Origin of the sequence: Paenibacillus sp. FSL L8-0470, from assembly GCF_038008625.1 — a bacterium.
Taxonomy (GTDB): domain Bacteria; phylum Bacillota; class Bacilli; order Paenibacillales; family Paenibacillaceae; genus Paenibacillus_AQ.
The window spans coordinates 1,830,382-1,853,192 of record NZ_JBBOZM010000001.1; the positions used below are offsets into that span (position 1 = coordinate 1,830,382).

Genomic DNA, 22,811 nt, shown 5'->3' on the forward strand with positions numbered 1-22,811 from the left:
AGTAGAATGAAGTGCAAAAGTACCTTTGATCCCCCTGGCTTACAACGGCAGGTCGCGCTGCCGGAAAATCTGGATGCCTGCGGCGAAGGCCAGCAGACCGGTCAGCAGCAGCCAGAAGGAAATCCAGGCGACATCCGTCGTGCCTTGCACGATATCGCCGGGGCGGTAGAAGCTGAACAACGTGAAGTAGCGCAGCACATCCAGCTTATCTGTGATTTTCGCGAGAATGTCGATTGTGAAGAAACCGAAGGTAATGCCTCCGGAAATCCCGAACGCTTTCTTCTCGTCATTACATATACAGGAGACCAGAAAGACAAGGCCGCCAATGGCAAAAAACAGCAGGAACGCAACGGTGTTAAGCTGGGTAAACCGGCCCATGCCGAATTCATATTCCGTACCAAGAAACCAGAGCTTGCCGGCGAATCCGGCCAGTGTGGTTACAGCCATAATAATGAACAGTGAAGTGATCAGCACGAGTGCCTGCGTAAAAGCGACCTTGCGGCGTGTGGTCGGCGTGGACAGCAGATAGGCCATCGAGCCGCGGTCCACTAACCTTGCTACCAGCTGGGTAGACATCTGCACACAAACGATGGACAGGATCAGCACTAGGATGAGCCCGTAATATTCTCCCGCAATGAAGGCTTCGGCATTGGCGAAGCCGTTGCTTAGTCCAAAGGCGTTGCTGACCCCCTCGGGCATGGCTTTTACAAGATCATCAATGGCTTTCGTATTGTCCGCAAGTCCCGGATAGAGCCAGATCATAAACACGATATAGAAAGCAGAACCAAAGGCGTAATTCATAATGCCCTTCAAATTGACCCGCATCATTTCTTTATAGAGTGGAAGATTCATTGGACACCCGCCTCACGATCATAATAATTCATGAAAATATCTTCCAGGTTCTGCGTCGATACATCCAGACTCCGGATCCGGAAATTGGCGACCTCCCGGGTGAATTCATTGTAATTGCCCTGTACGGCAATCCGCACCAGGTTTCCTTCACGGGTAAGCACCTGCAGGCCGGAGGGGGCGAAACGCTCCGCTTCTTCGGCCGTTTCAAAAATGATGTCGAACAGCTTGCGCTGCATCGACTGCAGCTCATGAATATTTTTGACGGCGATGATCTTCCCGTCCTTGATAATTGCTGCCCGGTCACAGGTGCGTTCGATCTCCTGGAAGCTGTGGGAAGACATCAGGAAGGTGGCTCCCGCTGCTTTTTCCTCCAGCACGAGTTCAATAAATACCTTCTGCATCAGCGGGTCCAGGCCTGAGGTTGGTTCATCGAGAATAATAACGTCGGGGCTGTGCATGAAGGCGGCAACAATTCCAACCTTCTGCTTCATACCCTTTGACATCTTGCGGATTGGGGTAGCGGCATCAAATTGCAGCCGGTCGATCAGCTGTTCACGTTTGGCGGAGTTTTTCACACCCTGCATCGAAGCCATGAAATCAAGAAAACCTTTGCCGGTCATGCCGTCAATAAAGTTGATCTCACCGGGCAAATACCCGGTGTGCCTCTGCACCGTTCCCTGTCCCTTCCAGACATCCAGCCCGTTAATCGTGACAGAACCCCGGTCGGGCTTCATGAATCCCATAATATGCCGGATCGTTGTTGATTTCCCTGCTCCGTTAGGCCCCAGGAAACCGAACACCTCGCCTCTCGCTACCGTGAACGATACTTCTTCAATCCCTCTGCCGTTTGAAAACCGTTTGGTTAAGCCCTCTACCTTCAGCATGCTGCACCCCCGCCGTAATAATGAAATATTAGTGACTGTATATTTCATATGTTATAATAGTCCCAGGAATTACCTAAGTCAATATAAATATGAACTCATATGAAAATTATATTTCATTATTTTTCTGACTGTACACTAAATCGTCAAGTTAGGGTGAAGGACATGAACGGCTTCGAGAAGAGAAAGGCAATGATCAAGGGGAATATTATGAAGACAACCATGGTCATGCTGAGGACCTGGGAGCCGAAGCGGCTGCGGATTGCCGATATTGCCAAGGAGGCGGAAGTCTCGCAGGTCACGATTTATAATTATTTTGGCAGCAAGGAGGAGCTGCTTAAGGAGTCTTTCAAGGATTTTATTCAGCGGGCCATCCGTGAATTCGAGGAAGAAATGCTGAAGCAACAGTCGCTGAGGGAACTGATCAGCTACACGATTTTCAAGGAGAAAGAAACGTATTACAACCTGTCCCCGGCGCTGATCAAGGAGGTCCTGTTTGATGATCCCGAGATGTATGCGTTCATTCAGGAGCAGTATGATACCAACATACTTCCACTGATGGTCAAAATGTTGGAGGACGGAAAAGCGAGCGGTGAAATTTCGGATAAGGTCTCTGTAGAGGCGTTCCTGATGATAATTCAAGTCTACATGAAGAGTTCCGAGGAAATGCTTGGGGCGATGGAAAAACACAAGGATAAGACTGCTTTTCTGGATGAGCTGCTGCATCTTATATTTTATGGGCTTTGCGGGCAGGAGCTTCCCGAGGTATAAGCGGCTGTCCTGTCACCTGTTCGCAACTGGGGAGGACAGCCGGAAGATGTCTATCTTTTCGAAGCGATGCGCGGCTAGAGCAGGGATTTGAAGGAATGGCGGATGACGTCGCCGCGGCTGATAATGCCTACGAGCACACGTCCGCGTTCAACCGGAACCTTTTTGATCTGTTTTTTACCCAGAATGGCGGCGATCCGTTCGATGTCTTCGTCCCAGGAAACCGTGATGACTTTCTTTTTGGCGATTGCCATCACATTAAGATTCAGCAGCTTCCGGGTCCGTTCTTCGTACTCATCCTCATCGCCTTTAATCACATTCAATTGGAAAAAGGAATCAACGATGATATCATCATGTTTGCCGATATAGCGCATAATGTCTCCATCGCTTAAATAAGCGACGATTTCGTTTCTGTCGTTGATGACCGGCATGCCGCTGATCCGGTGCTGAATACATTTCTCAATAAAGGTCCGAACGGTATCATATTCTTTGACCTTGTAGACCTGAGTGATCATAAATTCATGAGCTTTCATAAAGTTCCCCCAGTAACAATTCACTAGCTTTTATAAGAATAACTTGTATAATGAAAGTATATACTTGTATTATACAAGTTGCCATGGTGATGTCAATAATCATCCGTGTATTCCTATGAAAATTACTTGTATCACTATCATATGCTTGAGCTGAAAGAGAGGTCACAACCTGCCATGGAGAAACGTCCGATAGAAACCATAGAACTGGAAATGTCAATTCTCAGCCGCCGTTTGACATCAATGAGCACGTATAAAAAACTCGGCATGCTGGACTTCTCAGCTTATCTGCTGCTGCGTCAAATCGCCACGCACGGCTCGGCCGGTGTAAAGGCGCTGTCTGAGGAATTCCGGCTGGATATCTCTACGATCAGCAGACAGGCATCAACGCTGGAGCAGAAGGGTTATCTGTTCCGTGAACCAGACCCGCAGGACGGAAGGGCTTATACGCTGCAGATTTCTGAACTTGGACTTAACATGTTGAAACAGAATATGGATATCCGCCAGGACAAGGTCGGCAAAATGCTGGAGGACTGGAGCGAAGAGGAACGGGAGAATTTCGGGCAGCTGCTGCAGAAGCTGAACGACGCTATTTTTCGAGAAATGTAAGGGTGTGACCTACTATAACCGGAGGTGTCTTATGAATCCCCAGGATAGTCAAGAAGAAAAGCTGCTAATGGTTTTTGAGAACCTCAAACGCTTGACCACCCGCACCAAATGGAATGATTCGATTCCCCACGGGGAATTTCTTATGATGTCCGCCATCAATGTCATGATGAAGAAAGAGAGTAGAGAACCGGAGGCGCCGGAATGTCCGGGAGTCATGATCTCCAAAATAAGCGAGCTGCTGCAAATCAGCAGACCGACCGCCTCGCAGGTTGTCAGCTCTCTGGAAGAGAAGGGGTATATTGAACGCGCCATGTCTGTAACAGACCGCAGAGTGATCTACATCAGCCTTACGGAACAGGGACAGACAGAATTCAACAAGAAGATGGAGCGGTATTCCTGCGTCATGAACGAGATTATTGAGAAGGTGGGCCGGGAAGAAGTCAACCAGCTGATTGAAACTTGTGAACGCCTGCGGAATGTGGTGGATGAGGTGAGAGAGCAGCTGGTGTCCAGTCAGGGTATGTTTGAGGAAATAATAGTTTAGAAAATAGAAATAAAGGGCCTTGGATCATCTTCCAAGGCTTATTCTACGTTCATGGATAATCGGGAGCTCCCCAATTGTAATTTTAGTGAAAATGGAATATCCTACATATAGAAATATTTCGAAATGATTTTTATCTAATTGTTAACGGGAGGTGCGCATGGGAATTAAGGATACTTTCAAAGCTCTGTCGGATGAATACCGCAGAGAGATGCTCGAAATGCTGAAGGGCGGAAGGATGACTGCAGGAAGCATCGGCGAACGCTTTGAGATGACGCAGGCGACCGTGTCGCATCATCTGTCCATACTCCGGGAGGCCGATCTGGTCCGCACCGAGCGGGACGGGAAGTATATTTATTATGAACTGAACACCAGTGTATTTGATGATGTAATGAAGTGGATTCTAGCGTTCAAAGAGGAGGAATGAAGATGCTCAAATTCAAGATGACCAGCATCATTGCCCTGCTTGTTGCCTTAATTCCAATGGGTTTATATCTCTATCTGTACCCGCAAATGCCGGACATGGTGCCGATGCACTTCGACATTAAAGGGAATGCCGACCGCTTTGTGCCCAAATCCAGCCCGGAGGTACCCTTTCTGGCCGCTTTAGGCCTGATGGGGTTCATATTCTTTAAGCTGATCTTCTTTTTCATTATTCGAAGCGCCGCACAAAAAGGCGAAGACAACGCAAGATCCATCGCCAAAATATTGGATATTACCACCCTATGCAGCACCATGCTGTTTGCGGGAATATCGGTTCAGGCATTATTTGTGCAAGCAGACAGTATCGCCTTCTCGGGAATGGATCTTGTGCGGATTGCTGCAGGGATGCTCGGACTGATTATGCTGCTTACCGGCAACCGGATGCCTAAGCTGAGACGGAATTCCCTGGCAGGCCTGCGGACCAAAGAGACGATGAGAGATGAACAGGCATGGTTCAGGGCTCAGCGCTTCGCTGGAAAATGGTATGTCGCCGGGGGTGCGGCAATGGTATTGGGCTGCTTGCTGCCGGGCTGGTGGGCGCTATATGCGGCAATTGCGATTTTCGCAGTGGTGAATATAGTGCCAATCGTTTATGTGAAAGCAAAAATGAAACTAAAGTGAAAGTAAAGTAAAGCTTTATGGGGTTATATAATATTAGTGAAAGGATAGAACATAGGAGGGTTTGCAATGACTAAGATAATTCTGCCAGCCGATCAGATTGAGGTAAGCCGTGAAGTGGATGTACTTGTGGTGGGGGGCGGGCCAGCAGGGATCGCGGCGGCTTTGGCGGCGGCCAGAAACGGAGCTTCCACGCTGCTCGTAGAGCAAAGAGGCTATTTGGGCGGAATGGGAACAGCTGCGCTGGTTCCCGCTTTCTGCCCTTATACGGACCACGAAAAACCGGTCGTCCGGGGCATTGGGCTGGAGCTGCTGGAGAGCATGAAGCGCAGCTGCAGGCCAGGATTTATCGCTGAGTACGGCGACCGCCTGGACTGGGTGCCGATCGATGCGGAGGTATTGAAACGGGTTTATGAGCAAGCGGTAATTGAAAGCGGTACCGAAGTGTTATATCATACCTTTGTTCCTCAGGCTATTCTGGGCGATGACTCCGCAACTGTGGATGGAGTGGTCATTGTCAACAAAACGGGTCGCTCCTATATCAAATGCCGCTATATCATAGACGCTACAGGCGATGCGGATATTGCCGCTCTGGCGGGTGCAGAGTTTCAAAAGGGCGGAGAACAGGGTGAGCTTCAGCCAGGCACTATGTGCTATCTGCTCAGTGATGTGAACCGCTCCCGGTTCAAAGCATATTTACGCGAAAGCGGCGATACGGGGCAGATTTCCGCACTCGTCCAGAAGGCGCAGGCTGCCGGTGACCTTCCTCTTGGAAGAAAGGAAGTGTCGGGCTTTTCCTGGGTTTCCGATACCCGGGTCGGGGTGAATTTCGGGCATATTTTCGGCATTGACGGGACCAAGGCTGAGGATCTGACACGAGGCGCCATTGAGGGCCGTAAGGGCATCCAGGTGCAGGTCGAGTTTCTCCGCAATTATGTTCCGGGTTTCGAGAACGCGCATTTGGCCGCTTCCGGGGAGCAGATCGGCATTCGTGAAACACGCCGGATTGTTGGAGATTATGTTCTGGTCCAGGAGGACTTCTTGAATATGGCTTCTTTCCACGACGACATCGCCCGCAATTCGTACTTTATTGACATCCATCTGACCACCTCCAAGGATGCAATGGAGATCAAGCATTTGCCGAACGGCAGATCCCACGGTGTTCCGTATCGGGCGCTGCTGCCCAAAGGCATCAATAACCTGTGGGTGGCCGGACGCGCCGTATCCTCTGACCGTATCGTGCAGGGCTCGCTGCGCGTTATGCCAAACTGCTTCGCCATGGGCCAGGCGGCGGGCACAGCGGCGTATCTCGCAAGCTCAATGTCCGGCAGTTCGCGGGATGTTCCGGTAGACCGGCTGCAGGAGCTGCTGATCGGGCAGGGAGCCTGGCTTGGGGATGAAGCGGAGCGGAAGGAAGCAGTAAAGAGTTTGGCACAATAGGCTAATTATTATCAATCTCAATAGAGCAGCCGGTTTCAAATAGGTGCTGTAAATAAGGTATTAGACGCAGATCAGGTTTACGCACAGCCGCCGCATTGACAATAAATTTTGAATTGGCTATACTTTCTGTAATCTTATAGTTGGTATACGTTGAACGAGACAGTAGCAGCCTTTGTCCCTGTCACAGAAAGCCGGGGGGTGATGGAACCCGGCACACACATGGACTGCGAATTACACTCCGGAGTATCTTGGGTAACGCCAAGCGGAAGGAAGCGAACGATAACTCGCTGAAAGTGGTACGGACACAGCTGTTAAGTGTTCGTGCAATTTGGGTGGTAACACGGTTAATTATAGTCGTCCCTGTGTCTTCATAGACAAGGGGGCGATTTTTTTGTTGGCCAAATCCTCCGAAACCCAGCTGCTGTGCTTGCTTCAACGTAAATCCAAAGAACACGAATAATTACACAAAAGGGGCTGTATCATGTTGAACATTATTGATGAACTGGAATGGCGCGATGCCATTAATCAGCAGACGGATGCGGAAGGACTGCGGGAACTAACGAATACGAAGGCGATTTCGCTCTATTGCGGCGTAGACCCTACAGGCGACAGCATGCATATCGGCCATTTGATTCCCTTTATGATGCTGAAGCGTTTCCAGCTCGCCGGACACCGTCCGGTAATTCTGATCGGCGGGGCAACCGGCACGATCGGCGATCCAAGCGGCCGCCAGAGTGAACGTTCGCTGCAGACGATGGAGCAGGTGCAGGAGAATGTTGCAGCGCTGACTGCTCAAATGAAGCGATTGTTTGTTACTGACGGTGATAACCAGGTGCGTATGGTCAACAACTATGACTGGACAAAGAACATTAACGTGATCGAATTCCTGCGGGACTACGGCAAAAACTTCAGCATCAACACGATGCTGGCCAAAGATGTCGTTTCCAGCCGGCTCGACAGCGGGATTTCGTTCACCGAATTCTCCTACCAGATTCTGCAGTCGATTGATTACCTGCATCTGTACCAGCATGAGGATGTGCAGCTGCAGATCGGCGGCTCTGACCAATGGGGCAATATCACGAGCGGACTGGATCTTATCCGTAAAAAAGAAGGCAGCGAAGCCAAGGTGTTTGGTCTTACCATCCCGCTGATGCTCAAATCGGATGGCACCAAATTCGGCAAAACCGCCGGGGGTGCCGTGTGGCTTGATCCTAAGAAAACGACGCCGTATGAGTTCTACCAGTTCTGGGCCAACACCGATGACCGCGATGTGGTGAAATACCTCAAATACTTCACGTTCCTGAGTAAGACGGAAATCGAAGCACTTGCCGAAAAAGTACAAACCGAACCGCATAAACGGGAAGCTCAGAAAGCACTGGCCGAAGAGATGACCCGGTTTGTTCATGGCGAAGAGCTGCTGGAGCAGGCAAAACGCATCACCGCTGCCCTGTTCAGCGGGGATATCCGCTCCCTGACCGCAGACGAAATCGAGGAAGGCTTCAAGGAAATGCCGACCTATACCACAGCCGCTGAATCGAAAAATATCGTGGAATGGCTGGTGGACTTAGGGGTTGAGCCGTCCAAACGCCAGGCGCGTGAGGATATCACCAAAGGAGCAATCTCCATTAACGGTGAGCGTGTGAGTGAGCTTGAAGTGGAGATTACAGCTGATCACGCTATCGGCGGAAGATTCATCATCATCCGCAAGGGCAAGAAAAATTACAGTCTGGTGAAACTGACCTAATAGCGTACTACGCGATGACCCGCATGCGGCAAAGCCGCCGAACCCTGAGAGGTTCGGCGGCTTTTTGTAAATAAAAGTATTTATATGCTTCCCGCTATAAATTATCCGTTTCCACTTGGCTGATCAGATGTTCATTCATCCTCAAGCTTCGCAAGCTCATCCTCAAGTCCGGCGAGACTTGTGCGGATAGCTTCGGCTAAGGCTTGTTGTCTGGCTGCCTGCTCCAGCAGCTTCTCCTCCTCGGAGGCATCAGCCGCCGGGTCATACGCAGGAGAGGTTCTTAACCGGTTCAAATCTGCCTCACAAGCTTTTCCGGCATGTTCAGCTTGCTTCAATTCTTCCCCGGCAATGCCAATCTGGTACTCCAGATACGTGAAGTCAGATGAGGCTGCGCTGTGGGTTGAACGCTGTGAATAAGTCATCATGCACCTTCTTTCCTGTCCTTTCGGGTAACTGTACGTTCATCATACAGGCTTTCGGGCATGCGCTCAACTGACCTATAGGCGTATGCCTTTTCAGCCTTGGAATTGTGATTCTTCAAGCTGCCTGCGACATTGCTCACAGACAACAATCCCCATTCTTGTTTTACCATTAGAGAATTGAAAATAAAAGCTAAATTTTTCAATAAAGTTTATAAGGGAAGCTTCCCGCGAAAGAAGGTTGTGATACATAATGAAAGCTTTATCTTTTGACACATTGGACGAAGCCAAACGTTACCTTGGCGAGAAGCCAGGCGGCCGTGGTCTCGTGCTGTTCGCCTCCGCTGGTGCAGTCAGGGAACTGTCCCCGCATGCGCCTGCAAATGCCGTGTTATGTTCGACCAAAGGTGAATATACCCCGAAGGGTTACCGGAACGGCGTGGTTTCGGGGTTTGAATACGATGCGGATATCGCCGATATTGTGGAGATTCTGCACCCGCCCGTGCTCAGCGGCGATAACCTCAAGGCCTCGTACCATAAAGTAAAAGACAATGTGAATGCGTTTCTGCTGCTGCTGTGCGACGGAAGGGCTGCAATGGAGGAGACGATTCTCTCCTCGCTTTATTTTATCGATCAAGAGTTCAAGGTGCTTGGCGGAAGCGCAGCGGATGATGAGAGCGGAGAGACCTATCTTTTTATCGGAAGCCGCCGGGTGCGCAACCTGGGAATCTTTTTCAACTTGACCGCCCGTACCGCATTGATCAAAGAAAACATATACGTTCCGACCGGAATGAAACTGCTGGTAACAGAAGCGGATGTGTTTGGACGAACGGTATATTCGTTTAACGGCCGCCCGGCGGCGGAAGAATATGCGCGTGTGCTGGATGTGAAGGAAGACCTGTTAGCCGGACATTTCCTGAGCAACCCGCTGGGCAAAAGATACGAAGACGATCTGATTATTGCATCTCCGATGGTCATCAATCCGGACAAGTCTATTACCTTCTACAGCCAATTGATGCCGAGCACTTATCTGGAGGTGCTTAGCGCGGCTGACCCGCTTGTGGTGCTGGAGCAGACGCTGCGTGAGATTCCGTTTAAGCCTGCTTTTGTACTCAACATCAATTGTACGCTGCGCGACAGGCTGTTCCTCCGGGATGGCTTGTGGGCAGGATTTGACGACAAGATGATCGGGTTCTGCGGGAACACCGCCGGCTTCATCAGCTACGGGGAGCAATATTACACAAAGCATGCCAACCAGACAATGGTATTACTGCTGGTCGGCTAAGGGGGACTCACTATGCAATGGATCAACAAGCTGCGTGCTTCATGGGGGAAAAGCAGCCGTGACGCGGATATAGAAACTCATGGCAGCGTCATCCAGACAGAAAAGGACAGTATGCCCGGCCAATCAAGCACCTGTAATGATTTGAATCCCGTCTCCAAGCCATTATCCTATGGCATTCATGCCTATTCCTTGGCGGAGCAGATCAGCCGCGAAACCGGGTTCATCCTCCAGGAAGAGGGACGGATGGTAGAGGATTTTGCAGCTCTGCGCGCGGGAAGCGGAGAGATGATCAGCCAGATCGGCGGAACTCAGCGGCTGCTGGAGCATTTGAAAGCCAACAGCGAGCAAACTGAAAGGCTTATCAATGAAATGTATGGCAGTCTCGCGTTTTCCTCAAACAAAATTGAATATGCGAAGGAAGCCAACGTACAGATATCTGCTGAAATGCAAAAAGCCTCGGCGATATTCACCCAGTTTGTGTCTTTAAATCAAGAGCTAAACCAGCATTTTCAGAGTATTGGGCAGCTGGCAGGCATTATTACGGAAATCGCTGAGCAGACCAATCTGCTGTCCCTGAACGCAGCCATCGAGGCGGCAAGGGCTGGTGAGCATGGACGGGGGTTCGCGGTCGTTTCTTCAGAAATCCGCAATCTTGCCGACCGGACCCGCAGCCATGTGGAAGAAATTATGGGTTCGCTGTCGGGGATGACAGGCGTGATAGAACAGCTGCACAACAAGTCCAGTGATGGAACACGGGCCATGGCAGAGACGAACGAGCGGATCGGCCAATCGACCGTTTATATGAACGAGATCGTCGAAGCGGAGGAAGAGGTATTCCAGCATCTGGAGAAAATACAGGTTTCCCAGGACAGCAGCCTTGAAAATGTGGAACGCATCAATGCCGATCTGCTGCATGTCATAGAGAAATCAGGACAGGATTCCGAACAGTTTGAGATGCTTGTCCTTACGATTCAGAAAAAAGCTGATCATTTTCAGCAGATGCTGAATCACTTGCATCAGATAGCGGAGCTAAGGCAGCTTGATGAAGAGGGAGATACAGCCGCCCGGCGTGAATAAGGCCCGTTTGTAAAGAGCGGTTTTAATGGTAAGTAAAAAGGTCCGCCGCGTGAAATAAGTCAATAAAACAACCCGCAGTAAGGATTATTCCCTTGCTGCGGGTTGCTTGCGTTCTTGTCTAAGTCAGTGTGTATGTAATATAGATAGACAGACGTTTAGTTTTTATCAATAAGTTCAAGTTTTTCAAGGATCTTTATTGTTGTTAAGGCGGATAACTGAACGGCCAATTCAACGCTTTCTTTCTGAATTCCATCCTTCTCAATAGCATCCTTGTTCTCTGAGAAGACTTCTTCAGTTACTTGGCTGATCAGACTTTTGACGATTTCAATATGCATAATAAACTCCCCCTCTCCGGAAAAATAGCCACATTCTTATATTTCGGCAGATCATCAGGTTTTTCTTTGAAATAAAACTTCCTCATTTAGCAGAAATCGGGTGGAGAAAAGTATAAACCATCTCATTATTATGATATAGTTAATATTGATTTTTAATCCATACCCTTTCGTTAGTACAGAAGAGGTTGTTTGAATACATATCAATTGTTACAGAAGACCTGAGAGGGAGTACTCCATGACACAATTTGTCTACAAGCAAATAATTGATGACCTTAAAATGAAAATCTTTGCTGGACAGTTTGCGGATATGCGATTACCCGATGAACGCAGTCTTAGCGAAACGTATCAGGTTAGCCGCAGCTCCATCAAGCGCGCATTAACCAAAATGGAAAGCGTCGGAATCATTTTCAAAAAACGAGGTTCAGGCACGTTTATTAACCCCTTATACATAAAAAACGAATCCATCTTCAATTACGAAGGTTCCAATCTGGGTGTCACCGACAATTTCCAGATGCATGGCAAGAAACCTAAAGTCAAAGTATTGAATTTCGAAGTCATTCCGCCAACCAAAGAATTGCAGCGGGATTTGTTCCTGGGGCCCCATGATTTTGTATACAAAATCGTCCGCTTGCGCCTGTTCGATGATGATCCCTTTATGATAGAGACGGGGTATATCCCGATAAAAATCGTCCAGGATTTAAACCAGACGATTATCGAGGGCTCCATTTTTAATTATCTGGAAGACTCGCGGAACCTGGCCGTAACCAAATCATTTTTATCTATTTTTGCCGAGCCGTCCTTGTCCACGGATCAGGAGCTGCTGCACTTGAAAGAAAATGAACCTGTTGGCATTATGGAGGGGATTTTCTTTTTGGACAATGGTACTCCCTTTGAATTTTCCCATATGCGGTTTCATTATCAATATTTGAAATTTAATACGTTTGTTTCTGTTCATTAAGGAGCAAAATAAGACCGGGAATTTTCCCGGTCTTATTTTTTTGTATCCTTTACTTTTTTGTGGATGTAACGTATTTACATAAATTTCAATATAACCGTGTTCTGACAGCCTTTTTCCTGAGTTTTTCATACTATGTTCAAATTTTCACAAAATTGGACCGTATCACTTGTCAAAAAGGTTGTATTTATTTTGAGCAGAGGTATGATGTATTTGTAGAGAAAAAGAATGGCAATAAGCAACAATATATATATAGGAGTGGATGAAATGGGATTATCAACCATGAAAGTCGATTATTCGTCTAAAACGTATCTGGAAAAGCTTGACGCATATTGGCGTGCAACCAACTACATTTCGGTAGGTCAGCTGTATTTGAAAGACAATCCGTTGTTAAGAGAACCTTTAAAAGATGCTGACATTAAGATTAAACCTATCGGACACTGGGGTACTATTCCGGGCCAGAACTTTATTTATGCCCATTTGAATCGTGTTATTACTAAATATGATTTGAACATGTTCTATGTTGAAGGTCCGGGTCATGGCGGTCAGGTCATGGTTTCGAATTCCTATCTGGACGGAAGCTATACTGAGATTTATCCGGAAATTACGCAGGATATCCCGGGTCTCAAAAAACTGTTCAAACAATTCTCGTTCCCTGGCGGCGTTGCTTCCCATGCTGCACCAGAAACTCCTGGATCTATCCATGAAGGCGGCGAGCTGGGTTATTCTTTATCCCACGGCGCTGGCGCTATTCTGGATAACCCGGATTTGATTTCTGCTGTTGTTGTGGGAGATGGTGAGGCTGAAACCGGACCACTGGCCGCATCATGGTTCTCCAACCGCTTCATCAACCCTGTCACAGATGGCGCTGTTTTGCCGATTCTGCACTTGAACGGATTTAAAATCAGCAACCCGACGATTCTGTCCCGTCAATCGAAGGAAGAAATCACCGCTTACTTTACAGGCATGGGCTGGGAGCCGTTTTTTGTTGAAGGCGAAGACCCTGAACATATGCATCCGGAAATGGCGAAGGTACTCGATACCATCGTCGAAAGAATTGCAGCCATTCAAAAAAATGCGCGTGAAAATAACGACCTTACCCGCCCGGTATGGCCGATGCTCGTCTTCCGTTCCCCTAAAGGCTGGACTGGACCGGCAGCATGGGACGGTGTGCCGAATACCGGTTCGTTCCGTGCCCATCAGGTGCCAATTCCGGTTGACCAGAAAAATATGAAGCATGCTCCAGCTTTGCTTGAATGGATGAACAGCTACAGACCGGAAGAATTATTTGATGAGAACGGCCGCTTGAACGCAGAGCTTGCCGAAATCCTGCCGACAGGCGACAGACGTATGGGGATGAATCCTGTTACCAACGCTGGCAACCTTATCAAAGATTTGCGCCTGCCGGATTTCCGCGATTATGTGCTTGATAACTCCGTTCCAGGTAAAGTAGTAGCCCAGGATATGGCCGTTCTCGGAAAATACCTGAAAGAGGTTGTCCTGCTCAATGAAGATAACCGCAACTTCCGGATTTTTGGACCGGATGAAACGATGTCCAACCGTCTGGGACCTGTGTTTGAAGTGACCAAACGCCAATGGCTGGATCAAATTAATGAACCTAATGACGAATTCCTCGCCTCGTATGGCCGTGTGATTGATTCCCAATTATCGGAGCATCAGGCGGAAGGACTGCTGGAAGGTTATGTACTAACCGGACGACATGGCTTCTTTGCAAGTTATGAAGCTTTCCTGCGTGTTGTGGACTCGATGATTACCCAGCACTTCAAATGGCTGCGTAAAGCAACCGATCAAGGCTGGCGCGCTGATATCCCTTCACTCAATGTTGTCGCAACTTCAACTGTGTTCCAGCAGGACCATAATGGTTATACGCACCAGGATCCGGGTTTGCTGGGTCATCTGGCTGACAAAAAACCGGAATTCATCCGGGAATATTTGCCGGCTGATGCCAACTCCCTGCTGGCTGTATTTGACACCATCCTGAACGACCGTCAAAAGATCAACCTGATTGTGTCGTCCAAACATCCGCGTCCACAGTGGTTCTCGGCTCAAGAGGCGCAGGAATTGGTTGATAAAGGACTCAAGATCATTGACTGGGCCAGCACGGACGAAGGCGGAGAGCCTGATGTTGTATTCGCTTCTGCAGGTACCGAACCTACGATTGAAGCTTTGGCTGCCATCTCTATCCTGCATGAGAAATTGCCTGAGCTGAAAATCCGTTATATCAACGTGGTCGATCTGCTTAAGCTGAGAAGCCAGAAACTTGATCCGCGTGGTTTATCCGACGATGAGTTTGATCAATTTTTCACAAAGGATAAACCGGTCATCTTCGCTTTCCACGGTTATGAAGGCCTGATTAAAGACTTGTTCTTCGACCGCCACAATCATAACCTGCATGTGCATGGCTACCGTGAGAACGGCGACATCACGACTCCGTTCGATATGCGTGTACTGAATCAGATGGACCGTTTCGATCTGACGAAGGAAGCTGTTCTGAGCTTGCCTGCAGCTGACAAACACACTGCCATCGCGGATGAGATGGATGCTATGGTTAAGAAGCATTATGAGTATATCCGTGAAGAGGGCATTGACCTGCCGGAAGTGGAGAATTGGGTCTGGAAGAGTTTGAAATAAGTTTAAGAAATCTGCTTGTAAATGTATGATGAAGTTGAAGGTGCCTGTCCCGGTATGCATTAGGGGCAGGCACTTTTTTTGAATGGGGCTTAGGCTGGGATTTGTTCTATTAAGCTGACTGGTATCCATGTGGTAAAATAGAGGGATATGAAAGAAAAATTCAGCTAGGAGCCCTGAGAATGAAAACTATCATTGATATCGCCCGGGCGGCGGGTGTGGCTAAAAGTACGGTCTCAAGATATTTGAACGGTGGTTCTGTCAGCGATGCGACGAGAGAGAAAATCGAACGCATCATCAAACAGAACCAGTATGTGCCCAACACATTCGCCCAAAGCCTGAAGGCAAAGCGGACCAGCATTATCGGCACAATTGTTCCGCGCCTCGACTCCTATGCAGTCTCACAGACCTTAATGGGCATAGACGATGAGTTGCGGGGACGCCAGTATCAGCTGCTCATTGCCAACACCAATCAGGACTTGGAGCGGGAAATTGAATTCATTTATGAGATGGCGAGGCAAAAAGTTTCCGGTCTGCTGCTGCTGGCGGCGCAAGTAACGGAGCGGCACCTGAAGGCCGTCCGGGACTGCAAAATTCCGGTTATACTGATCGGGCAGCAGCATGCAGACCTGCATAGCGTGATTCATGATGATGTAATGGCCGGTTATCTGATGGGCAAGCATATTCTTGAAAAAGGACATCGCCACATCGCTTATCTTGGGGTTACGGAGCAGGACATCGCGGTAGGTGTAAGGCGGAAGCAAGGCTTCCAAAGGGCTCTTCGCGAATACGGAAATTGCGATGCAAGGTTTTATACCTCCGGATTCAGAATGAACGAGGCTGTGACGGCGGCCGATTTGCTGTTTGAGGACAGGGTGCCTACAGTCATCGTGTGCGCGACCGACAATATTGCACTCGGTGTGATGAAAGCAGCCTCGCTCAGACATATACTGATTCCTTCCGGAGTGTCGGTGACGGGATTCGGCGATTACGAGGTCACTGAGATTGTTCATCCGGCGTTGACGACTATAAGATTTTATTACAGAGAAGCGGGGCAATTGGCTGCGGAGAACATCATAGCCTTGGTGAATGGAGAAGAGGTCGCCAAAGTCTCCGTCTCCGGCTGCGAAATTATTCAGCGAGAAAGCGTTGACAATTTGACTGAACTCAGCATACAATAACATTGGAACCGGTTCCGGACCTTTTTTCACAGCGATGCTGGAAAGAGGTTTTCTTTTTCAGCTTGTTGGAACCGGTTCCGTTGAAGAGAACTAGACCAAATAGATAGTGGAGAGTCCTATGATGAAAATGGATAGAAAACAGCTGTACCGTCTTATCGAAGAAGCGGAGCCGGGTGAACGGGAAGCGCTTGAGCGGCTGGTCGCACGCAGCCCATGGAGACAACAATTTCATATCCAGCCGGAAGTGGGGTTATTGAATGATCCTAACGGCTTCTCCTACTACGGAGGCGAATACCACTTGTTTTACCAGTGGTTTCCTTTGGGGACACAGCATGGCATGAAATATTGGTATCATACTTCTTCTTCCGATCTGGTGCACTGGAAGAACCTTGGCATCGGCATTGCTCCGGGCGGGCAATACGATTCACACGGGGTGTTCTCGGGCAGTGCAATTGAGAAGGATGGCAAGCTGTTCCTGATGTATACGGGGAATACCCGTACCGAGGACTGGATCAGACTGCCCTATCAGTGCCTGGCTGTAATGGAACGGGACGGAACGGTTATAAAGCTCGAGCGTCCGGTTATATTCGATGTGCCGCCTGGCTATACAGATCATTACCGCGATCCGAAAGTGTGGAAGGCAGCGGAGGGCTACTACTGTATCATTGGTGCACAGCGTACAGATCATACAGGCTGCGTGGTGCTGTACAGCTCGCCGGATTTGCACAATTGGCATTTTGAAGGGGAGCTTGGCACCCGGCTGATGAAGTTTGGATATATGTGGGAATGCCCCGATTACTTTGAACTGGATGGAGCAGGGGTGCTGCTGTTTTCCCCGCAAGGTCTTGCGCCGGAGGGCGACAAATTCCCGAATATCTATCAGTCAGGATATCTCACTGGCGATCCGTTGCGCTTGCCGGACAGGGATTTCCGCCATGGTGAATTTAGAGAGCTTGACTATGGCTTTGATTTTTATGCGCCACAGACAACCCAGGCACCCGACGGCAGACGTTTGCTGGTCGGATGGATGGGGCTGCCGGAGATTGATTATCCTACGGATCAGCATGGCTGGGCGCATTGTCTGACTTTGCCCCGCGAGCTGACCTTGGAGAACGGCCGTCTGATCCAGCGTCCGGCCAGAGAACTGGTCAAACGCCGGGGGCGGATGACAGAGGCCCACGCGGTAATACACAGCGGGGCAGCTGAGATGAAGGAGCTTGGGGGCACTGTCTATGAGCTGCTGGCCCAGATCCGGGAGGATGGAGCAGAACACTTCGGCATTGAGTTCCGTGTCGGCCCCAATGAGAGAACAGTCATCTATTACGATACCGCAGCGGGGAAAGTGGTACTGGACCGTTCCGAGTCAGGTCAAGCTCTGGCCCTGGAGTTCGGGACGGAGCGGAGCTGCATGGCCGGTCTTCGGAATCGCATGCTAACCCTGCAAATGTTTGTGGATACATCATCGGTTGAAGTGTTTGTGAATGACGGAGAAACGGTATTTTCGGCGAGAATTTTTCCTGAACAGGTAAGCACAGGCATCCGCCTTTATGCCGAAGGCGGCAGCGCGGAGTTCCGGGTTGTCCAATGGGAGATTGAATACAACGGGGAGGAATAGCGTTATGAATGAAAATCAAATGATCGCCAAGCAGGTTGTGCAGGCTATAGGAGGAGAAGACAACATCATCTCCTTCGCGCACTGCGCTACCCGACTGCGTATTATGGTGCGGGACAAGGATAGCATTAACCAAGAGCAGGTCGAGGGCATCGACAAAGTCAAAGGGGCATTTTTTAACTCCGGACAGTATCAGATTATTTTCGGCACCGGCACCGTCAACCGTATTTTTGAGGAAGTAGAGAAGCTGGGCCTTCAGAGCACCTCCAAGGAAGATCTGAAAGATCAGGGCAAAAAGGCGGGGAATGTGTTCCAGCGGTCCATTCGCACTTTCGGGGACGTATTCGTTCCCATCATTCCGGTTCTGGTAGCCACTGGGTTGTTCATGGGGCTGCGCGGTTTGCTGACCCAGCCGCAGATTCTTTCTTTGTTCGGGCTCGTGCCCGAGGATATCTCAGCCAATTTTCTGCTGTTCACCCAAGTGCTCACGGATACCGCTTTTGCTTTCCTGCCTGCACTGGTAGCCTGGTCGGCCTTCCGGGTATTCGGCGGCAGTCCCATTCTAGGGATTGTGCTTGGGCTGATGCTTGTCAATCCGGCTTTGCCCAATGCCTATGCAGTTGCCGGAGGGACGGCGGAGCCGCTGATTATGTTCGGATTTATCCCGATTGTAGGTTATCAGGGGTCGGTACTGCCGGCATTTATTATGGGACTGATCGGGGCGAAGCTGGAAAAGGCATTACGTAAGCGTATTCCAGAAGCGCTTGATTTGATTTTGACGCCGTTCCTGACTCTGCTGCTCATGATCACGCTGGGCTTGTTCGCCATCGGCCCTCTGTTCCATTCCTTGGAGACGGGCGTACTGAATGCAACCACTTATGTGCTTGATTTGCCCTTGGGCATTGCAGGGCTATTGATCGGGGCGCTGCACCAGATTGTGGTCGTGACCGGCGTGCATCACATCTTTAATTTTCTGGAGATTCAGCTGGTGGAGCGCACGGGTGTCAACCCGTTTAATGCGATTATTACCTGCGCAATGGCTGCTCAGGGTGCCGCTTGTCTCGCTGTGGGACTGAAGACGAAGAACACCAAGCTGAAGGCGCTGGCATTGCCGTCCTCACTGTCCGCTCTGCTCGGTATTACCGAACCGGCGATCTTCGGGGTTAACCTCCGGTATATGAAACCTTTTGTAATGGGTCTCATCGGCGGCGCGGCGGGCGGTTTCCTGGCTTCGCTGTTCCAACTGGCCGGCAACGGCATGGCCATTACGGTGATTCCCGGAACCCTGCTGTATCTGAACGGCCAGCTTCCGATGTACATTTTGGTCAATCTGGTTGCGATGGCTGTAGCCTTCGTGCTTACCTGGCTGTTTGGCTATCGTGATGAGATGTCCGCAGGTCCGGCAGAGCAGACGGCAGGCTCCGGCGGAACAGTGTCAGCACCTCCTCGGTCTGAAGAGATGCGGCCTGAGAATACCACGGACGTGAATGTACGCACGGCCTCCCCGGTCTTTGCTCCGAATCTGGTTGAGGCGGCAGATGAGCCGGGAACCCTTACATTCCTGGTACCCCTTACAGGAACACTGGTGGCTCTGGATCAGGTGCCGGACCCCGGGTTTGCCGGCAAACAATTGGGAGATGGCATCGCCATTGAACCCAGCGAAGGCAAGGTCTACGCGCCGTTCGACGGTACCGTGGCCCATGTGATCAAGAAAAGCAAACATGCCGTCATTCTGGAGCATGCCAGTGGAGCGCAAGTGCTTATTCATGTAGGTATTGACACAGTCTCCCTGAAGGGAGAAGGCTTTGTGCTTCATGTGGAGACCGGTGAGCAGGTGAAGGCCGGGCAATTGCTGATTGAATTCGATCTTGACGTGATCCGCGCTGCCGGGCTGTCTACGGTCACTCCGGTTATCGTTCCGGGGGGGATTGACAACGTGCTTGAGGTGAACCCCGCTTCGCCAGGAACAGTAACCGCCGGCATCGACAAGGCCATGCAAGTGAAAGTTGCGCTCCAGGAAATTATATGATTCCGGAATGTTTGACTTAGGCACGTTATCGCAATATAGTAAACGGGACGAAGCAGCGGATTTCCGGCTTCGTCCCGTTTTGTTTTAATCGAGGCTAGCTTTCCGTAACCATGATATTTTGTTTGACAGAGAAGGGGGTTTACGCCATAATACAATCCATACTAAACATATATGATTTATAAGAGGGGAGAGTCAGACATGTCACAGCTTAAAGCATTTAGAAAGTCATTTTGGATAGGAACCGTAGCACTTCTATTATTAGTGGTGGTTGCAGGATGCTCTGATTCCAAGAATAATTCTGGGTCAAATAAGAACGCCCAGCAGAACACGAATCAAGGGGCAAACCAGAGCGCAACTCCGGAGGAGCCTGCGGCGGGAGGAACCTTCGTCTATGGACGGCCTGCTTCCGTAACCTCACTTGATTTGCATAATCAGATTACATCGAATAACGCCTTTGCCATTGATAAAGTATTCGAATCTTTGGTTGCTTTTGACAGCAAGGGTGAAATTGTGGACTGGCTCGCCAAGTCCCATAGCATCAGTGAAGACGGCTTGACGTATACGTTTGTATTGCGTGACGGCTTGAAGTTTTCGAACGGTACTGAAGTTACTGCAGAGGATGCAGCATTCTCCTTACAGCGGCATTTGAAGGTTGGCGGACCGCTGGCGATAGCGGCAAAGGTTGATACCACTGTAGCGAAGGATAATCAAACGTTTGTTATTACGCTTAAAGAGCCTTACACACCGTTCATCTCTGAGCTGTCCAACTTCTCCAACGGAATAATTCCGAACAATTTCGGCGGGGTATCCGAAGAAGAGTTTTTCAAGAAACCGGTAGGTACAGGACCTTTCGTTGTTGAACAGTGGGATGCTGCTGGCGATCTGACGTTCACGAAGAACCCGAACTATTGGCAAGAAGGAAAACCTTATATTGATAAGCTTGTTTACAAGCTGATTGAAGATGACAGCCAGGCCATTAACCAGCTGAAGGCCGGTGAAGTGAATGCTATTGAATCTTTGGCGTTGCAAAATGCCGATGAAATAAAAAAAGGCCCTGACACTACAGTAGTAACTAATGGCAGCTGGGTGACAGAGCAATTGTTCTTCAATACGCTGGACAAGAATTTCTCTGATGTGCATGTCCGTCGTGCGCTGGCTCTGGCACTGGATCGTGAAGGCTTGACTAAGGCACTTACCTTTGGATATGCACAGACTGCAAATTCATTGCTGCCGACAACCATTCCATATAATGCGAATGAGACAATCAAGGCACTGAACTTCGATCTCGATGCGGCTAAGGCGGAGCTTGCTAAATCTGCCTTCCCTAATGGATTCAATACAAAATTGCTTGTAGCCTCCGGCAACAGCACAAGAGCACAAGAGGCGCAAATTATCCAGGCAGCAGGTAAATCGATCGGGATTAACATTGAGATTGAATCCATTGAACTGGCCACTTTCCGTGAGCGTTTCTTCGCCTATGATTTTGCGGCAATGCTCAACAGCGGTCAAGCCGATTCTCCCGAAGCGAACTCAATTATCGCCTTCCAGACCGACCCGGAAGGCTTCAGTAAATCGTACTGGACCCATTACACAAATGATGAAGTGACCAAGCTGCTATATGAAGGGCAAAAAACGCCGGATGGCAAGGAACGTGAGGCAACCTACACCAAGCTGCTGCAAACTCTTGCTGATGAAGTTCCGTACATTCCTCTATATTATCCGGATATCCTGAAAGGCGTAGGATCTTCAGTGGATGGTCTCATAGTTTTACCTAACGGCAGCGTTCGATTTGAAGAAGTCCGTATCGGTAAATGATGAAGAGTAGCACGCCGTTAAGCCAATCGTCAGGAAGGAATACATCTTACAGCTGGCTTGTGACCGCTCTATTAAGAGCTTTGGCAGTGATCCTCTTTGTAGTGACCGCAGTCTTTTTCATCATCAGAATTGTGCCGGGAGATCCCGCAAAAATGATTCTGGGAGAATACAGCACACCTGAGGCCCTCGAGAGTATGCATCATACTCTCGGGCTGGATCTCCCTTTATGGGAACAATTCATCCGGTTTGTGAAGACGCTGTTCACACATGGTGATACCGGAAATTCTATAATTACCGGAACCTCTACAAGAGTGCTGATTGCCGAGCGGGCTCCCATTACTTTGCTGCTCATTGTGATGGCCTGTATCTTGGCAGTCATCATTGCCCTTCTGCTTGCTACGGTTGCAGCCACACACAAGGATAAGCTGCCGGATCATTTGATCCGTATTTTTCCTACAATAACTCTGGGTATGCCAATCTTTTGGGTTGGCATGCTTTTGATTCTGCTGTTTAGTGTCCGGCTTCATTGGTTTCCCGTTGGGGGTGTAGGCGAAGGGTGGTTAGGAACCTTGTACAGTCTTACACTTCCGGCGATTACCGTCGCCTTTTCGCAGATTCCTACGCTGGTACGTTCGTTAAGGGCACAGATGCTTGAAATATTGGAATCCGATTTTGTAGTCACCCTGAAGGCGGCGGGATTGCCAAGCAGGGTGATCCTGTTTAAGCATGTGCTGCGCAACTCGGCGCTTCCGACGCTAATGCTGCTTGGCGTTAATATTTCTTATCTGATCGGCGGTACTCTGGTCGTTGAACAGGTGTTTGGCATCAAGGGAATTGGCAGCCTGCTGTTCACTTCAATTTCGAATCGGGATTTCCCGGTCATTCAAGGAATAGCGCTTTACTGTGCGATATCTGTTGTGATCATCAGCCTCCTGATTGAAGTCATTTCGTGGTGGCTCGATCCCAGAACGAAAGGAAAACAATGAAA

Annotated in this window: 22 protein-coding genes; 16 read left to right on the forward strand and 6 right to left on the reverse strand. The window is 49.4% G+C overall.

Going from position 1 to position 22,811, the window contains the following annotated elements; genetic code table 11:
- Positions 1 to 39 precede the first annotated feature (39 nt).
- Positions 40 to 852 (reverse strand): ABC transporter permease subunit, encoded by an 813-nt coding sequence (locus tag NST99_RS08485; protein WP_341091045.1) that lies wholly within the window; start codon positions 850 to 852, stop codon positions 40 to 42.
- The gene (locus NST99_RS08490) at positions 849 to 1,736 is read right to left on the reverse strand and encodes an ABC transporter ATP-binding protein (RefSeq protein WP_341091047.1); all 888 of its coding nucleotides are present in this window, start codon (positions 1,734 to 1,736) and stop codon (positions 849 to 851) included. The genes NST99_RS08485 and NST99_RS08490 overlap by 4 nt, the downstream gene beginning before the upstream one ends.
- 162 nt (positions 1,737 to 1,898) lie before the next feature.
- On the opposite strand from NST99_RS08490, the gene NST99_RS08495 reads away from it, so the two are divergent.
- Positions 1,899 to 2,504: a TetR/AcrR family transcriptional regulator gene (locus NST99_RS08495; protein ID WP_341091048.1), complete on the forward strand. Its 606-nt coding sequence runs from the start codon at positions 1,899 to 1,901 to the stop codon at positions 2,502 to 2,504.
- Between the two features lie 74 nt (positions 2,505 to 2,578).
- On the opposite strand, the gene NST99_RS08500 is transcribed toward NST99_RS08495, so the two are convergent.
- Positions 2,579 to 3,034, reverse strand: coding sequence for a CBS domain-containing protein (locus NST99_RS08500; RefSeq protein WP_341091050.1), 456 nt, complete (start codon positions 3,032 to 3,034; stop codon positions 2,579 to 2,581).
- A 141-nt stretch (positions 3,035 to 3,175) separates the two neighbouring features.
- On the opposite strand from NST99_RS08500, the gene NST99_RS08505 reads away from it, so the two are divergent.
- From NST99_RS08505 to tyrS, 6 genes are all read left to right on the forward strand, one after another.
- The gene (locus NST99_RS08505) at positions 3,176 to 3,640 is read left to right on the forward strand and encodes a MarR family winged helix-turn-helix transcriptional regulator (protein WP_341091052.1); all 465 of its coding nucleotides are present in this window, start codon (positions 3,176 to 3,178) and stop codon (positions 3,638 to 3,640) included.
- A 31-nt stretch (positions 3,641 to 3,671) separates the two neighbouring features.
- Positions 3,672 to 4,184 (forward strand): MarR family winged helix-turn-helix transcriptional regulator, encoded by a 513-nt coding sequence (locus tag NST99_RS08510; protein WP_341091053.1) that lies wholly within the window; start codon positions 3,672 to 3,674, stop codon positions 4,182 to 4,184.
- Positions 4,185 to 4,341: 157 nt separating this feature from the next.
- Positions 4,342 to 4,608, forward strand: a complete 267-nt coding sequence (locus NST99_RS08515) for an autorepressor SdpR family transcription factor (RefSeq protein WP_341091055.1) — start codon at positions 4,342 to 4,344, stop codon at positions 4,606 to 4,608.
- A 2-nt stretch (positions 4,609 to 4,610) separates the two neighbouring features.
- Positions 4,611 to 5,285, forward strand: coding sequence for an SdpI family protein (locus NST99_RS08520; RefSeq protein WP_341091056.1), 675 nt, complete (start codon positions 4,611 to 4,613; stop codon positions 5,283 to 5,285).
- A gap of 66 nt (positions 5,286 to 5,351) precedes the next feature.
- Complete coding sequence (locus tag NST99_RS08525) at positions 5,352 to 6,722, forward strand: FAD-dependent oxidoreductase (RefSeq protein WP_341091057.1); 1,371 nt, start codon at positions 5,352 to 5,354, stop codon at positions 6,720 to 6,722.
- A gap of 484 nt (positions 6,723 to 7,206) precedes the next feature.
- Positions 7,207 to 8,466, forward strand: coding sequence for a tyrosine--tRNA ligase (gene tyrS, locus NST99_RS08530; RefSeq protein WP_341097592.1), 1,260 nt, complete (start codon positions 7,207 to 7,209; stop codon positions 8,464 to 8,466).
- Positions 8,467 to 8,597: 131 nt separating this feature from the next.
- On the opposite strand, the gene NST99_RS08535 is transcribed toward tyrS, so the two are convergent.
- Together NST99_RS08535 and NST99_RS08540 are read right to left on the reverse strand one after the other, a co-directional pair.
- Positions 8,598 to 8,891, reverse strand: coding sequence for a hypothetical protein (locus tag NST99_RS08535; RefSeq protein WP_341091059.1), 294 nt, complete (start codon positions 8,889 to 8,891; stop codon positions 8,598 to 8,600).
- Positions 8,888 to 9,058 carry a hypothetical protein gene (locus tag NST99_RS08540; RefSeq protein ID WP_341091060.1) on the reverse strand — a complete coding sequence of 57 codons (171 nt, stop codon included), beginning with the start codon at positions 9,056 to 9,058 and terminating at the stop codon, positions 8,888 to 8,890. The genes NST99_RS08535 and NST99_RS08540 overlap by 4 nt, the downstream gene beginning before the upstream one ends.
- Positions 9,059 to 9,138: 80 nt before the next feature.
- Between NST99_RS08540 and NST99_RS08545 the strand changes: the two genes are divergently transcribed.
- Positions 9,139 to 10,170 (forward strand): FIST signal transduction protein, encoded by a 1,032-nt coding sequence (locus tag NST99_RS08545; RefSeq protein WP_341091062.1) that lies wholly within the window; start codon positions 9,139 to 9,141, stop codon positions 10,168 to 10,170.
- A gap of 12 nt (positions 10,171 to 10,182) precedes the next feature.
- Positions 10,183 to 11,247, forward strand: a complete 1,065-nt coding sequence (locus NST99_RS08550) for a methyl-accepting chemotaxis protein (protein ID WP_341091064.1) — start codon at positions 10,183 to 10,185, stop codon at positions 11,245 to 11,247.
- Between the two features lie 155 nt (positions 11,248 to 11,402).
- Here the strand turns inward: NST99_RS08550 and NST99_RS08555 are convergent, their stop codons facing one another.
- Positions 11,403 to 11,582 (reverse strand): hypothetical protein, encoded by a 180-nt coding sequence (locus NST99_RS08555; RefSeq protein WP_038588023.1) that lies wholly within the window; start codon positions 11,580 to 11,582, stop codon positions 11,403 to 11,405.
- A gap of 235 nt (positions 11,583 to 11,817) precedes the next feature.
- Here NST99_RS08555 and NST99_RS08560 point away from each other — a divergent pair, with 235 nt between their 5' ends.
- The 7 genes from NST99_RS08560 (at position 11,818) to NST99_RS08590 (ending at position 22,809) form a co-directional block, all read left to right on the forward strand.
- Positions 11,818 to 12,540, forward strand: coding sequence for a GntR family transcriptional regulator (locus tag NST99_RS08560; protein ID WP_038588026.1), 723 nt, complete (start codon positions 11,818 to 11,820; stop codon positions 12,538 to 12,540).
- Between the two features lie 264 nt (positions 12,541 to 12,804).
- Positions 12,805 to 15,189 (forward strand): phosphoketolase family protein, encoded by a 2,385-nt coding sequence (locus NST99_RS08565; protein WP_341091067.1) that lies wholly within the window; start codon positions 12,805 to 12,807, stop codon positions 15,187 to 15,189.
- A 179-nt stretch (positions 15,190 to 15,368) separates the two neighbouring features.
- A complete protein-coding gene (locus tag NST99_RS08570) occupies positions 15,369 to 16,367 on the forward strand; it encodes a LacI family DNA-binding transcriptional regulator (RefSeq protein WP_341091068.1) in 999 nt (332 codons plus the stop codon).
- A gap of 121 nt (positions 16,368 to 16,488) precedes the next feature.
- The gene (locus tag NST99_RS08575; protein ID WP_341091070.1) at positions 16,489 to 17,982 is read left to right on the forward strand and encodes a glycoside hydrolase family 32 protein; all 1,494 of its coding nucleotides are present in this window, start codon (positions 16,489 to 16,491) and stop codon (positions 17,980 to 17,982) included.
- Between the two features lie 4 nt (positions 17,983 to 17,986).
- Positions 17,987 to 20,008, forward strand: a complete 2,022-nt coding sequence (locus NST99_RS08580) for a sucrose-specific PTS transporter subunit IIBC (RefSeq protein WP_341091072.1) — start codon at positions 17,987 to 17,989, stop codon at positions 20,006 to 20,008.
- Positions 20,009 to 20,206: 198 nt separating this feature from the next.
- Positions 20,207 to 21,823, forward strand: a complete 1,617-nt coding sequence (locus NST99_RS08585; RefSeq protein WP_341091073.1) for an ABC transporter substrate-binding protein — start codon at positions 20,207 to 20,209, stop codon at positions 21,821 to 21,823.
- The gene (locus tag NST99_RS08590) at positions 21,820 to 22,809 is read left to right on the forward strand and encodes an ABC transporter permease (RefSeq protein WP_341091075.1); all 990 of its coding nucleotides are present in this window, start codon (positions 21,820 to 21,822) and stop codon (positions 22,807 to 22,809) included. The genes NST99_RS08585 and NST99_RS08590 overlap by 4 nt, the downstream gene beginning before the upstream one ends.
- The last annotated feature ends 2 nt before the right edge of the window (positions 22,810 to 22,811 follow it).

What these genes read in the sequence shown, in the direction of transcription:
- NST99_RS08485 (WP_341091045.1), bottom strand. Translation starts at nt 852, where the DNA reads ATGAATCTTCCACTCTATAAAGAAATGATGCGGGTCAATTTGAAGGGC.
- NST99_RS08490 (WP_341091047.1), bottom strand. Translation starts at nt 1,736, where the DNA reads ATGCTGAAGGTAGAGGGCTTAACCAAACGGTTTTCAAACGGCAGAGGG.
- NST99_RS08495 (WP_341091048.1), top strand. Translation starts at nt 1,899, where the DNA reads ATGAACGGCTTCGAGAAGAGAAAGGCAATGATCAAGGGGAATATTATG.
- NST99_RS08500 (WP_341091050.1), bottom strand. Translation starts at nt 3,034, where the DNA reads ATGAAAGCTCATGAATTTATGATCACTCAGGTCTACAAGGTCAAAGAA.
- NST99_RS08505 (WP_341091052.1), top strand. Translation starts at nt 3,176, where the DNA reads ATGCTTGAGCTGAAAGAGAGGTCACAACCTGCCATGGAGAAACGTCCG.
- NST99_RS08510 (WP_341091053.1), top strand. Translation starts at nt 3,672, where the DNA reads ATGAATCCCCAGGATAGTCAAGAAGAAAAGCTGCTAATGGTTTTTGAG.
- NST99_RS08515 (WP_341091055.1), top strand. Translation starts at nt 4,342, where the DNA reads ATGGGAATTAAGGATACTTTCAAAGCTCTGTCGGATGAATACCGCAGA.
- NST99_RS08520 (WP_341091056.1), top strand. Translation starts at nt 4,611, where the DNA reads ATGCTCAAATTCAAGATGACCAGCATCATTGCCCTGCTTGTTGCCTTA.
- NST99_RS08525 (WP_341091057.1), top strand. Translation starts at nt 5,352, where the DNA reads ATGACTAAGATAATTCTGCCAGCCGATCAGATTGAGGTAAGCCGTGAA.
- NST99_RS08535 (WP_341091059.1), bottom strand. Translation starts at nt 8,891, where the DNA reads ATGATGACTTATTCACAGCGTTCAACCCACAGCGCAGCCTCATCTGAC.
- NST99_RS08540 (WP_341091060.1), bottom strand. Translation starts at nt 9,058, where the DNA reads ATGGTAAAACAAGAATGGGGATTGTTGTCTGTGAGCAATGTCGCAGGC.
- NST99_RS08545 (WP_341091062.1), top strand. Translation starts at nt 9,139, where the DNA reads ATGAAAGCTTTATCTTTTGACACATTGGACGAAGCCAAACGTTACCTT.
- NST99_RS08550 (WP_341091064.1), top strand. Translation starts at nt 10,183, where the DNA reads ATGCAATGGATCAACAAGCTGCGTGCTTCATGGGGGAAAAGCAGCCGT.
- NST99_RS08555 (WP_038588023.1), bottom strand. Translation starts at nt 11,582, where the DNA reads ATGCATATTGAAATCGTCAAAAGTCTGATCAGCCAAGTAACTGAAGAA.
- NST99_RS08560 (WP_038588026.1), top strand. Translation starts at nt 11,818, where the DNA reads ATGACACAATTTGTCTACAAGCAAATAATTGATGACCTTAAAATGAAA.
- NST99_RS08565 (WP_341091067.1), top strand. Translation starts at nt 12,805, where the DNA reads ATGGGATTATCAACCATGAAAGTCGATTATTCGTCTAAAACGTATCTG.
- NST99_RS08570 (WP_341091068.1), top strand. Translation starts at nt 15,369, where the DNA reads ATGAAAACTATCATTGATATCGCCCGGGCGGCGGGTGTGGCTAAAAGT.
- NST99_RS08575 (WP_341091070.1), top strand. Translation starts at nt 16,489, where the DNA reads ATGAAAATGGATAGAAAACAGCTGTACCGTCTTATCGAAGAAGCGGAG.
- NST99_RS08580 (WP_341091072.1), top strand. Translation starts at nt 17,987, where the DNA reads ATGAATGAAAATCAAATGATCGCCAAGCAGGTTGTGCAGGCTATAGGA.
- NST99_RS08585 (WP_341091073.1), top strand. Translation starts at nt 20,207, where the DNA reads ATGTCACAGCTTAAAGCATTTAGAAAGTCATTTTGGATAGGAACCGTA.
- NST99_RS08590 (WP_341091075.1), top strand. Translation starts at nt 21,820, where the DNA reads ATGATGAAGAGTAGCACGCCGTTAAGCCAATCGTCAGGAAGGAATACA.